The 13,260-nt window shown below is 41.1% G+C and carries 12 protein-coding genes; all 12 read right to left on the bottom strand.

All coding sequences use genetic code 11. The annotated features are described in order from the left end of the window. Nucleotides 1-953 (bottom strand): coiled-coil domain-containing protein (locus A5816_RS12120; RefSeq protein WP_373404615.1); only part of this gene is annotated, 953 nt, incomplete at its 3' end. A gap of 254 nt (nt 954-1,207) precedes the next feature. After that, a complete protein-coding gene (gene mreD / locus A5816_RS12115; protein WP_010733140.1) occupies nt 1,208-1,717 on the bottom strand; it encodes a rod shape-determining protein MreD in 510 nt (169 codons plus the stop codon). 3 nt (nt 1,718-1,720) lie between these two features. Continuing rightward, nucleotides 1,721-2,575 (bottom strand): rod shape-determining protein MreC, encoded by an 855-nt coding sequence (gene mreC / locus A5816_RS12110; protein WP_002293051.1) that lies wholly within the window; start codon nt 2,573-2,575, stop codon nt 1,721-1,723. A 154-nt stretch (nt 2,576-2,729) separates the two neighbouring features. Next, nucleotides 2,730-3,368 (bottom strand): thiamine diphosphokinase, encoded by a 639-nt coding sequence (locus tag A5816_RS12105; protein ID WP_086311428.1) that lies wholly within the window; start codon nt 3,366-3,368, stop codon nt 2,730-2,732. Then, entirely contained in the window at nt 3,369-4,019 is a 651-nt protein-coding gene (gene rpe, locus A5816_RS12100; protein ID WP_002373619.1) for a ribulose-phosphate 3-epimerase, read from the bottom strand. A gap of 12 nt (nt 4,020-4,031) precedes the next feature. Beyond that, nucleotides 4,032-4,931: a ribosome small subunit-dependent GTPase A gene (gene rsgA / locus A5816_RS12095; protein ID WP_010733138.1), complete on the bottom strand. Its 900-nt coding sequence runs from the start codon at nt 4,929-4,931 to the stop codon at nt 4,032-4,034. Between the two features lie 283 nt (nt 4,932-5,214). Next, a complete protein-coding gene (gene pknB / locus A5816_RS12085) occupies nt 5,215-7,284 on the bottom strand; it encodes a Stk1 family PASTA domain-containing Ser/Thr kinase (protein WP_086311427.1) in 2,070 nt (689 codons plus the stop codon). Beyond that, complete coding sequence (locus A5816_RS12080; protein WP_002373615.1) at nt 7,281-8,021, bottom strand: Stp1/IreP family PP2C-type Ser/Thr phosphatase; 741 nt, start codon at nt 8,019-8,021, stop codon at nt 7,281-7,283. The genes pknB and A5816_RS12080 overlap by 4 nt, the downstream gene beginning before the upstream one ends. A 12-nt stretch (nt 8,022-8,033) precedes the next feature. Continuing rightward, nucleotides 8,034-9,392, bottom strand: coding sequence for a 16S rRNA (cytosine(967)-C(5))-methyltransferase RsmB (gene rsmB, locus A5816_RS12075; protein WP_010733136.1), 1,359 nt, complete (start codon nt 9,390-9,392; stop codon nt 8,034-8,036). Beyond that, nucleotides 9,392-10,330, bottom strand: coding sequence for a methionyl-tRNA formyltransferase (fmt, locus tag A5816_RS12070; protein ID WP_002373612.1), 939 nt, complete (start codon nt 10,328-10,330; stop codon nt 9,392-9,394). Before fmt ends, rsmB begins: the two co-directional genes overlap by 1 nt. Beyond that, a complete protein-coding gene (def, locus tag A5816_RS12065) occupies nt 10,323-10,814 on the bottom strand; it encodes a peptide deformylase (protein ID WP_086311426.1) in 492 nt (163 codons plus the stop codon). The genes fmt and def overlap by 8 nt, the downstream gene beginning before the upstream one ends. 14 nt (nt 10,815-10,828) lie before the next feature. Next, nucleotides 10,829-13,237, bottom strand: coding sequence for a primosomal protein N' (gene priA / locus A5816_RS12060; protein ID WP_086311425.1), 2,409 nt, complete (start codon nt 13,235-13,237; stop codon nt 10,829-10,831). Between the last annotated feature and the right edge of the window lie 23 nt (nt 13,238-13,260).

Genomic DNA, 13,260 nt, shown 5'->3' with positions numbered 1-13,260 from the left:
GTTGTTGATTCTTCTGTTGTTGAAGATTCAGGAACTGTTGTTGATTCTTCTGTTGTTGAAGATTGAGCAGCTGATGATGATTCTTCAGTCGTTGAAGATTGAGCAGCTGATGATTCTTCTGTTGCTGAGCTTTGTGCAGTTGATGAAGCTTGAGTAGCTTGTGCTTGTGCTTCAGCTTCTGCTTGTTCGCGTGCTTCTTTTTCAGCTTTTTCTTGTGCTGCTTGTTGACGTGCTTGTTCTGCTAGACGTTGTTGTTCACGAATGCGTGCTTGTTCTGCTTCAGCTTCTGCTTTTTGGCGGTTCAAGTCAGCTTTCTTGTCTTCAGCAGTTGCTTGTTCAGCAGCTAATGAAGTTTTCAGTACGTTCAAATCAGCTTGTTTAGATAAAAGATCGCCTTTTTGAGATTCCAAAGCAGCTTGGTTTTCAGCTAATTCTTTTAGTTTAGCATCGTTTTCAGCTTTTTTGTCTTCTACAGCTTTTTTATCTTGTTTTTGTTGTTCCATCAAGTCGTTGTTTGCTTTTACCATCGTTGTCATTGCTTGAACGCGTCCGATAGCATCTGCTAATGAATCAGCATTCAATACAGCGTCGATATAGTTTGAGCTTGTATTGCTTACTTGTGCTTCACGTGCTTGTTTTTGGATTGTATCTTCACGTTTTTCAATACGTTCTTGTAAATCTGCAATATCTTTTACTAATTGTGCAGATTCTTGACGCAATGTGTCTTGTTTTGCTAATAGATCTTGTGCTTGTGTGTTGATTTCAGAAACTTGGCTTTCTAGGGCATCGATTTGTGATTGTGCATCTGCTTGTTGGTTTTTCAAGTCTGCAATCTTTTGATCTTGTTGTTGTATCTGAGAATCAAAATCGTCCGCCGCGGCAGCGATCGGTGATGCTACGGCAGTCAAGGTCATTGAACATACCATTACTGCTGATATTAAACTCTTTTTCACTCTTCATTCCTCCGACTGGCTTAATTTAATAAATATCTAAATATATTTAAGTCTTTCTTAACGATATAAAAATTGTACCATAGCAGTATGTCAGCGATATAATAGTTATGTTACAAAAATGTTTCAAAACAACCTCTAAAAATGACAAAACTGTTCGTTTCAGAAAATGATCATGAAAAAGGCGTGTTAAGACGGGCTTTTTTTAAGATAACAATAATTCTTTTTTGCTTTCAGTCGAAAAACAAAAAAAGAAATTATTCATCACTGAATAATTTCTTAAATGGAAAAATGAATAATACAAAAATAATCATGTTCAACAGCAGTGTAGGTCCTAAGAACCTTGTAATAAAATACGTGTTATTTACTACTGCTAGTTTAAAAATCAATTGGACCACCATCGTAAACAGTTCATAACCCGTGACAAAGATAATCATACTGAAAAATTCAGTAAAGATGTTGACGTGGATGACGTCTTTCATTACATACATCAACCATACGATCAAAGGGAGAGCTACTGCATAGATACCGATAACACCGATATAGTAAGCATCATAGACTGCACCGAGAACAATTGTGGTGATTAGCAAATAGCGTTTTTCAAATGCCATACTGCAACATAACAATGCCAAGATCAGAAAGTGGGCATTTGACATATAACTGCCTTTCGACCACTCTCCTAGCATTCTTGTTAAATGGCCATCTATCAACATCAAAAAGAAAAGAACGATTGGCAGATAGTACTTCATTGTTTCTTTTTTCAACATGGACTAATCCTCCGCTAGCCGTTGGACAATCGTCACAACTGACACATCATACATTTCTGCATAAGGTTTCACATAAACTTCCCGATCCAGACCATAACTGTCTGGTTTCGTTTTGATAACCGTACCGATCGGCAAGTTAGCTGGAGAATTCCCTCCAAGACCGGATGTCTGAACAACATCCCCTTCTTTGATATCCGTATCACCAGTCAATTGGGTCACCACTAATGCATGGAGTTTTTCATCATAGTTTTTAAGCAAACCGAATGCTTCGCCATTAGCCGAAGATACCCGTACTGGAAAATGATTGGAGCTTTCGTTAGAGGATGACAGTAATTCGATTTTAGACGAAGCTGTATTGACTTCGATCACTCGGCCGATCAATCCTTTTTGCGACATGACTGCCATATTTGCTTCGATACCGTCTTTAGAACCCTTGTCTACGATCAGCATGTCCTGCCAGCTATCTGGTGAACGGGTAATGACATTTGCCGTTACTTTTTCGTAACTCGTCAGCGTCTGGTTCAAATCAAGTTCTTTTTTCAAAGATTCGATTTCTCTCTCGTAATTCTTGTTTTGCTGTGCAACGTCATCATAGCTATCGATTTTTTCTTTTAGCCGCTCATTTTCGGCATAAGTTGAAAAAAGATTATGGACAGAATCTACTCCGTTTCGCACCCACCGTACTGGGGCAGAGATTGTTTTATCAACCATTGCAACACTGTCATTAACGATGGATTGGAAGAAATTAGGCTTTCCTTCATTCGCTCGCTGTGCAGCGGTCACACTTAGTATCGTCACCACGATGATAACAATAACCAAGGTAATAATAATATTTTTATTAGGATTGAACTTCTTCACAAAGACACCTCGAATTAATTAGACTCTTGTGTTCAATTTTATCACTAAATGCCGGGAAACAAAAGGCAAGTTGCTCCTCTTAAGCTTTTTTTTAGTAAATAATAGATTCTGTCATTTTAGCCTGAAAAACAAAATTTTTCCTTTTGTTCATTGGTCAGTCTTTGCTTTGAATAACTGCAATCATACCATCTGAAAAAGAAAATTCAGCGGTATCTGAAAGAAACTCGTTACTTGCATAAGATGTCGGGTATTCAACTGCTTTATTTTCCAATACATACTTACTGCCTTTCAATGTAAGAGCCGAGACGGGCGTCAAACAGCAATAAGCTAGATACTTCATACTTGGAACCTGTCTTACTATATGCTTTCCAGGCAAATAATAAGCCAAATAATTTTGACGATCTCTAATAATAAGCTGATGGGCAAACGGTTTGAAGCGAGGTTCCAGACCTAACCAGAGATTGGCTAAAAGATGATCCAATCTTCCGCCTGTGGCGCCGATCAAAGTGACTTCAGCATGCGGATAACGTTCAAATGTCTTTAAGATTCCCAATTGTGTATCTGTATCGTCTTTTTCTGCGGGTGAACGGGCATACTCTTTGGCTTTTGCAAATACTTCCTCCTGCTCTTCGTTCGACAATGAATCAAAATCACCTACTGCCAGATCTACTGGGTAGCCTGCTTGAAGCAGATACAGCGCACCACGATCTATTCCGACATAGGCATCGTATTTGGTCAGTAGAGGCTGCGGCCAGTTTTCCGGATTACCTCCAGCAGCTAATAAAATTTCCATTTAATCTAATGCCTCTTTTAACCGTTCGATTTGTCCGACTGGATTTTCGGCTCCATAGATATATGATCCTGCAACAAAGACATCCGCCCCTGCATCTTTACAGATTTTTGCTGTTTCTGGAACGATTCCGCCATCTACTTCGATTGCATAAGACCAATTGTTCTCTTTACGTAGATCAGCGAGTTCTGTGATTTTTTCTACAGTTTCTTCAATAAAGCTTTGTCCGCCAAACCCAGGATTGACAGTCATGACCAGCACTTGATCAGCCAAAGGCAAAACATGTTTGATCATGGAGACTGGTGTCCCTGGATTAATAACTACTCCAGCTTTGACACCTAAGCTTTTTGTCATTTGGAGTGCCCGATGGATATGAGGAGTTGCTTCTACATGAACAGTAATGATATCTGCTCCAGCTTTCGCAAATGCTGGAATGTAATTTTCCGGATCAACGATCATCAGATGGACGTCTAGCGGTAATTTAGTGACAGGTCGGATTGCCTGAACAATATTTGGCCCTAACGTGATATTTGGGACAAATTGGCCATCCATGACATCTACGTGGATGTAATCTGCGCCTCCTTTTTCTACTAACTCAATATCTCTTTGCAAATTGGCAAAATCTGCGCTCAAAATGGATGGTGCTATTTTCATTCTTGGTTCCTCCTATTTTCGTTTACCTTCTTTTTTCGTATACATGGGTTTTCTTTTCTCGATTTCTTGTAAGAATTGCAAATAATTATCGTAACGTGCCTGTGCGATATCACCTGTTTCTACTCTATGTTTCACTTCACAGCCAGGTTCTTTGGCATGCATGCACTCTCTAAATTTGCAATGGGCAGAAGCTTCCACAAATTCCGGAAATTGTCTTGGCAATTCTCCTGCTTCGATAGTCAAAAAGTCAATCGAGCTGAATCCTGGTGTGTCTGCTACTAACCCACCGTAGATAGGGAGCAGCTCCACATGCCGTGTTGTATGCCGCCCTCTTCCAAGTGCATCAGAAATCTCTCCTGTTGCTAAATTCAGTTCTGGAGATATTTGATTCAGTAGTGTTGATTTTCCTGCTCCAGACTGTCCCATGAAGACCGATAGCCGTTCTGGAAAGTAACGAATCAGTTCTGTCGTGTCACCCGCATGATTGGGTACAATCACTGGGTAGCCTATCTTAGTATAGGTTTGTTTGATTTCTTCGATTTTTTTCGGGTCGTCTGACAAGTCGGTCTTCGTCAAAAAAATGAGCGGTTCGATTGATTCATATTCCAAGGTAACTAGAAAGCGGTCAAGCAGATTATAAGAAAATGCAGGTTCCACGATACTTGTGACAATGATTCCAAGATCAACATTTGTGACTGGCGGGCGAACTAATTGATTTTTTCTCGGCAAGATTTCCAGAAGATAGCCGTCTGTTTGATTTTCACTCTCAAAGATTACCTGATCTCCGACAAGCGGCGTGATTTTCCGATTCCGGAAATTCCCTCTTCCTCTTGTTTGATAGGTCTCTCCGTCTGCGTATACATAGTAAAAACCGCTGATTGCTTTTCTGATTTGTCCTTTGATAAGTGCCACCTCCGTTTTTGTTTATTTTACCATATGAAGAGGAAAGTAGGTGTCATTCCACGCAAACTTCTCAAAGTATACAGCTTGTAAACTAATCAAAAGGGATAGAAAACACAAAAAAGAGACTGTGACACAGTCCCTTTTTTCCGAGTAAACGGTGTTCCAGAAGTAGCTTCTTCGGAAATAAGCCGAAATTTCACAAAAATTTGAGAATCAATTTTCGTAAATTCCTTCTTATTTCTTGAAGCTGATCACTTCTGTCACAACCTCTTTGTTCTATTTTATTAAAAACTTATTTTGAGCTTTCTGAGGTACTATCTGATGAACTTGTAGTGCTGGAAGATTCTTCTTTGGAAGAGCTGCTCGTACTGCTAGAGCTACTTGAGCTGCTAGAACTGTCTGAAGAATCTTTCTCAGAACTAGAAGACGCTGGGTCTGGTCCTTTAGAGTAAATCACGTTTACAACCATTCCTTTGGTAATCGTCGTACCTGCCCCTGGCACTGTACGGATTACTTTGTCCTTATCCACCGTGCTTGAATATTCAGAAGTCTCATGACCGATATATTCTGCACCAATACTAGCCAAATAACTTTGTGCTTCGCTTTTTGTATAGCCGGAGATGTCATTCAGTTTAGGTTCTGTTCCTTGGCTTACGACAAAACTGATGTAAGTTTCTTCTGCTACAACTTCACCTGAGGCTGGATCCTGACTAATGATCGAACCCGATGGCACAGTGTCGCTATATTCATAAGTAGCACTAATGTTATTGATATTGAATCCTTGTGTAACAAGCCAATTACGGACAGTTTCGTAGTTTTCTCCTACATGACTACTCAAAGTCACTGTTTCTGGTCCTTTGCTGACTGTGAAAGTAATCGTGTCTGTTTTAGGATCGACTTCTGTATCTTCTGATGGAGATTGCGAAATGATCATTCCGCTTTCTACCTCTGAACTGAATTCCTCTTCTTTTTGAATCAAATCAGCAGAAAATCCTAATTCTTTCAAACTTGCTTCAGCATCTTCATAACTTTTACCACTGTAATCATCTAATTTGATTTTTTTCGTGCCACTGCTGATATAAAGAGTGACTTCGCGTTTTTGCTTGACTGTCGTTCCCGCTGCAGGGTCTGTCTTCACCACATTGCCTTCTTCGATTTTGTCATCTGCAATTTCTTCTGTTTTTGTTGCTACTTCTAATTTTGCTTTTGCGAGTGTTTCTCTGGCAGAAGCTTCAGAAAGATCAGAAACATCAGGAACAACAACTTCTCCTCGTCCGCCAGAAGCAAAGAATACAGCTGTTCCGATTCCTAAAACAGCGAGGACAGCTAACAGGATCAGCCACCATTTTTTCTGTCCTTTCTTTTTAGGGTCAGGCAGAACTTCTTCCTCTTCCGGCAATGTTTCGTTTCTCGGTTCGTCTTTTGGCAGAGGCATAGATTTGAATGAATCCGGCATTGGTGTATCTGCTGCAAGCGGTGTGATAACTTTTGTTTCGTTATCCATCGCATGAGGTTGCCATTTTTCTTCGTTTGCACGAGCTGGTGATAATACTGTAGAAAGATCATCAGACATTTCTTCGGCTGACTTGTAACGGTCTGCAGGTTCTTTAGCCGTCGCCCGTAAAATCACATTTTCCAATGCTTGCGGTACATTTGGATCAAGTGCCTTTATGGATGGAAGATCATCTTGGAAATGTTTTAAAGCAATCGTCACAGCAGATTCACCGTCAAACGGCACGCTACCTGTCAGCATCTCATAAAGAATGATCCCTAAAGCATAAATATCTGACTGCTTCGTTGCCATACTCCCTCTTGCTTGCTCAGGAGATAGGTAATGAACAGATCCCAGCATCGTATTCGTCTGTGTGATCGATGTTTCAGATAAAGCAATAGCAATCCCGAAATCCGTGATTTTTACTACACCTTCGTTATCGATCAATACGTTTTGGGGTTTCAAATCTCGGTGGATGATTTGATGGTTATGAGCTAAAGAAATAGCAGAAAGAATCTGCTGCATAATATTTACTGCTGTTTCATAAGGAACAGGATAATGTGTTTGGATATATCGTTTCAAGTCCATTCCTTTGACGTATTCCATCACTAGATACTGCATATTGTCTTCTTCACCAACATCGTAAACACTGACAATATTTGGATGAACGAGTTCTGTTGCTGCTAAAGCTTCTCGCTGAAATCGTCGAATCGCGGTTTGATCATTTTGAAAGTCGAATCGTAAGACTTTGACTGCTACATCTCGATCCAAGATCAAATCGTGCGCCAAAAATACATTAGCCATACCACCACTACCGATATTCCCCGTGATTTGATAACGGCCATTTAATTTTTTTCCCAACTCGATCATACACGGTCCTCCTTATATTCGATAAGAAGAACGGTGATATTATCCGCTCCGCCTGCTTCATTGGCACGATCAATCAGCTCAGTTACTTTATGGGACAACGGGCCTTCTTGATTAATGATCGTTCCTATTTCTTCTTCAGATAGCATATTCGTCAAGCCATCTGAACATAACAGCAAGCGATCTTTTAGTTGCCAAAGATGAGTAGAAACATCTACTTCGACTGTTCCTGGCATGCCGACAGAACGTGTTAAAATATTCTTTCTTGGATGGTTCACTGCCATTTCTTCGCTGATTTCCCCTGATTTGACTAGTTCGTTAACTAAAGAATGATCCTCTGTCAATTGCATGATTTTATCTTCGCGAATCAAATAAGCTCTGCTGTCGCCAACATTCGCAATCGTAAACCAGTCATCTGACAGAGCTGCCGCTACGATTGTTGTTCCCATACCGTTATATTCCGGCTGTTCTTGTCCTCGCTGATAAATCAGCACATTTTCCTCTTGAATCGATTGAATGAACCACTGGGCGATTTTTTCATCGTCGGCAGCTTCTTGTTCTTCCCAAGCTTCGCCTAGATTTGTTACCGCCATTTGACTAGCAATGTCTCCAGCACGGTGCCCACCCATCCCATCTGCTAATACAGCAAGCTTGAGACCTGAACGGCTAGTAAATACACTGGCATAGTCTTGATTGGTGTTACGTCGTCTTCCTACATCTGATTGATATTCAATCTGCATTTTTTCACCTCATTACTTTTTGCGCAAACAACAAATGAAAAATCCATCTGTGTAAAACTGATGCGGATACAAAGTCAACATTTTCTCTACGATTGATGATTGTAGCATAGGATCGGTCAAAACATCAATCCTCTCAAAATCAGGGTGTCTTTCCAAGAAAGCAGAAACAACGTCTTGGTTTTCTTCTTTTAAGATCGTACAAGTACTATAAGTCAGAATACCGGAAGACTTTAAAGCTGGTGCGCAGCTTTCTAAAATTTCCAATTGGATTTTTGGTAAATTCGCTAATTCATCCGGCTGTTTTTTATAACGGATATCTGGTTTTCGCCGAAGGAGCCCTAGACCTGAACAAGGCGCGTCTACTAAAATCCGATCGAACTGCTCTGGTTCAAACTGCTTGCTGACTTCTCTAGCATCCATCTTTTGAGCGTAAACAGCAGAAGAGACACCCAGACGTGTTGCATTTTCTTCAATGAGTTTGACTTTGTGTTCATGTACATCTAAAGCAATCACTTCCCCGCCGCATGAAGGATCCAAAAAAGAAGCAATATGTGTCGTCTTACCTCCGGGTGCTGCACAGGCATCTAAAACATGATGTTCAGGCTCGATTTGCATAGACGGCGCTACAAGCATCGAACTTTCATCTTGGATCGTCATGACGCCATCGTGGAACAATGAGCTAGAAGCTAAATGCCCTTTTTTCGCTACTATACCGTATGGACTGACTTGGCTTTTTTCAGCTGTAATCTCTTCTTCTTGCAAAACAGTGATGGCCTGATCTCTGGAAAGTCGACGTGTATCTACTCGGGCACTAGCATGGCTAGGCTGATATAGCGATAAACCGAGCTTTTCAGTTTCTTCATAACCGATTTGATCCACCAACCGTTTCGTCATCCATAGAGGCAGGCTGATTTTGACAGAAAGTCTTTCGATAGGATCAGCAATGCCTTGCAGATCTGGTGCTCCTTGACGCTGATAATTCCTCAAAACACCATTTACAAATTTTCCTGTCCCAGGATTTCCTTTTACTTTCGCGATTTCGACCGCCTCGTTTAAAATAGCATGTGCAGGGACTTTATCTAAAAATTCTAATTGATATACAGACAGATACAGAAGCGTCTTGACCCAGTCATCCACTTTTTTTGCTTTAGCGATCAATGGTGCAACGTAAAATTCCAATAGTCGCTGATGGCTAATCGTACCGTAGATCAATTCTGTAAATAGCCCCACATCTTTTTGATTTAGCTCGCTTTGTTTGATCATCTCATTCAACAAAAGATTCGAGTAGGCGCCGCCCTTGTTCACTCGCTCTAATGTCAGTAATGCCATATATCGTACAGATTTTTTCATTTTTTTAGGGATTTTTTTCATTATTTCACCTGCTGACCAATCTGAACTTGCTGACCGCTTCCGTTAAGAAAATCGTGTACGGCTTGTTTTCCTTTACCAGCTGGCTGCAATTCATTGATGGCTAATACGGTCTGTTTACCGCAAGCAATCCATAGATTTTTTTTGTCTTTTCGGATGATTGTGCCTGGTGCTTCGTCTGTACTTTCTGCCAGTACTTCAACCGATAATAATTTCCAGCGTGTACCTTCATAGGTCGTGAATGCAATCGGCCAAGGACGCATCCCGCGTACTTGGTTGTCGATTTCTTCTGCAGTTTTATGCCAATCGACCGCTTCTTGTTCACGTGTGATGTTTGGCGAAAAAGTGGCTTTTGACTCGTCTTGAGGGACTGGTTTTTGTCCATTCAAAATATTAGGCAATGTTTCTAGCAATAGCTTTCTTCCTAAAAGGCTAAGCTTTTCAAACATCGTCCCCACATCATCTTGTTTAGTGATTGGCATGCTTTCTTGCGCATAGATTCCGCCTGCATCCATTTTTTTGATCATTTCCATGATCGTTACACCAGTTTCTTTCTCCCCATTCATGATGGCATAATGAACAGGCGCACCTCCCCGATATTTAGGAAGTAAAGAAGCATGGACATTGATTGCCCCTAATTTTGGCACTTGCAATAACTTTTCAGGCAAGAATTGGCCAAACGCCGCAGTGACGATCACATCAGGTGCCAATTCAATGATTTCTTCCATTTCTGGCGAACCGGAGATTTTCTCTGGCTGCAACACACGGATACCGTGCTTTAGAGCAGCTTCTTTTACCGGTGTCGGCGTAATTACTCGTTTCCGCCCAACTGGACGGTCGGGCTGTGTGACTACTGCCTGGATCTCGTAGCCTGATTCTATCAACCCTTCAAGAATTGGCACAGAAAAAGCAGGTGTGCCCATAAATACTAACTTAGTCATCAAGATGTTCCTCCATATATTCTTCAAGTTCTTCTTCCGGGATCTGCTGTACCATTTTCTCAATGAACAGAATACCGTCTAAGTGATCGATTTCATGCTGGAAGGCACGGGCTAAATAGCCGAAAGCTGTCACTTCTATCTCTTCTCCATCGCGGTCATAATAGCGTACAGTCACTTCATCTGCTCGCTTGACTGTTCCATAGACATGCGGAATACTGAGACAGCCTTCTACGTCCATGCTTTCACCTTTTGCTTCAATGATTTCTGGGTTTATCAGTTCGAATTTTTCGAATTCATCTACTTCGATCACAGCGATTCTCTTGTTTTGTCCTACTTGAGGAGCAGCAATCCCTATTCCGTCATTCGCAATCATCGTCTCATATAAGTTGTCTAACAAAGCAATCGTTTCGTCCGTGATCACGTCGATTGGCTGAGCAGGTCTTTTTAATTTATCATTAGGGTGGATCAATATAGGATAGCGCATAAGTTGGTCCTTTCTTAAATAAAGTTTAATGGTTCGTTGTCAATTGCCACAAAAAGACCTTGCCGCTGTTCTTTCTGGCTTCCATTCAAGATTTCATCCAAAACATGGGGAAGATTCGGTTCATGTTTATATTTGATGATTAGTTGATAATAGTATCGATTTTTCACTCTCAAAATCATGCTGGGTGTTGGTCCTAGTAACAAACTTTGAGGACTTAATACTTCTTTTAGCTGATTGGCAATCTGAAAGATTTTCTTTGCCGCCACTTGTTCTTCAGGATGGCTAGCAGTTATTTTCACAGTAAAGTAATAAGGAGGGTAGCCTCCACGATGCCGTACATGCATTTCCTGCTGATAAAACTGTTCATAGTTTTGTTTTTTAGCCAATTCTATGGCGTAATGCTGAGGATTGAACGTTTGGATCACGACTTCGCCTGGTTTTTCCGCTCGTCCTGCTCGTCCTGAGACTTGGGTCAGCAATTGGAATGTATGCTCGCTAGAACGAAAATCCGGTAAATTCAGGGAGGTATCGGCATTCAACACGCCAACTAATGTGACTTCTGGAAAATCCAAGCCTTTAGCGATCATTTGTGTCCCTAATAAAATATCTGCTTCTTTTGCACCGAATTTTTGTAAAATCTGTTCGTGTGCCCCTTTTCTTCGGGTGGTATCTACATCCATACGCAAAATCCTAGCTTGCGGATAAAGTTCTCGGAGTTCCTCTTCTACTTTTTGGGTACCTGTCCCATAGTAGCGGATTTTGTTGCCCCCACAATTGGGACAGCGATTAGGAATAGGTTCTTCGTGTCCGCAATAATGACAGCGCATCGAACGTGTATCCATATGCAAGGTAAGAGAGATATCGCAATTAGGGCATGGGAGAACAAATCCGCAGTCTCTGCACATCACAAAAGACGAATATCCTCGACGATTGAGCAGTAGGACAGTTTGTTCTTTTTTGTCTAACCGATCTTGTATCTTTTCCTGCAAATTAGCAGAAAAAGTAGAGGTCCGATGATTCTGAAATTCTTCACGCATATCTACGATCTCAATAGCTGGAAGTTGTGCAGCTGCTTTGGCTCGGTGGTTCAACTGCAATAACTGATACACGCCTTTTTGAGCTCGTGCTCTTGATTCCAAAGAGGGTGTCGCACTTCCAAGGACTATTGGGCAATGATGGTATTTACTGCGCCAAATAGCTAAATCTCTCGCATGGTAACGCGGCGTCTCATCTTGTTTATAACTTGATTCATGTTCTTCATCGATAATGATCAATCCTATATTTTTCAGCGGAGCAAAAATAGCAGAACGTGCGCCTACTACTACTTGTGCTTCTTCCCGCTCGATCTTGCGCCATTCATCATATTTTTCACCTTGGGAAAGTCCGCTATGTAAGACCGCAACTGATTCACCGAAGCGTCCTTTGAATCGCTCGACCATTTGCGGAGTCAATGCGATTTCAGGCACTAACATTATAGCCGTTTTATTTTCTGACAAAACATCAGCGATTGACTGAAGATATACTTCTGTTTTTCCACTACCGGTGATTCCCTCTAGCAAAAAGACCTGATCTTTTTGTTGCTGACCTGCTGTGATGATTTGTTCGACAGCATTTTTTTGTTCTGCATTCAGTTCCAATGCCGTCGTTTGGTCAAATACTCGGTCTTGATAAGGGTCGCGATAACGTTCTGATTCTACAAACTCCAGCCAGCCCTTTTCTTTTCCTTGATTCAAGACAGCAGTACTGATTTCTTTATCTTTGAAATAAGCGATTGGTTCTTCTTGGCTCAGTTCAGATAAACACAAAAGAAGCTCTTTTTGTTTCTTGGCATTTTGCCGTAATTTTGCCCATTCTTCTTCGATTTGCTTTTCAGTTAATAGGGAACGGACCAAACGAATCGTTTTTACTTTATTTCGTGTATGGACTTCGTATTTGATATCTACTAACTGCTCTTGGCGCCAACGAATCAATTGAGAAAGGCTGCCTTCTTCTTCTGCTTCTTTCCAAGGAATCACTTCTCGTTGTCCAAACAATGCCTGAATTTCTGGTGTATCTGCCAAAGGATAGATCAATTTATCATATTCTGCTTTCATCACACTCGGAAGCATCGTTTGTAGACAAGTGATTTTGAATGCATAAGTGATTTTTTTCATGTAATCAGCTAATGAAAGTAATTCTTCATTGACCACCGGAGCAAGGTCCAGCAAACGGATCACTGCCTTCAACGATGGGTTAGCTGATTCTTCTGATTTTTGGATAGCCATAACAAATCCTTGGACATGACGATTGCCATTACCAAAAGGGACCTCTACCCGCATCCCGACTTGCAAAGCTGTTTCCATTTCAGAGGGAACCAGATAGGTGAATGGCTGATCGGTCTGCATAGTAGGTACGTCCACAATGACTTCAGCTGTTAATGTCATGGTTCGTTTCCTCCTTTTTTTGT

This window comes from Enterococcus sp. 3G1_DIV0629 (assembly GCF_002141285.1).
GTDB classification, from domain to species: Bacteria; Bacillota; Bacilli; order Lactobacillales; family Enterococcaceae; genus Enterococcus_B; species Enterococcus_B lactis.
This window is presented reverse-complemented; position numbering and strand designations above follow the sequence as displayed.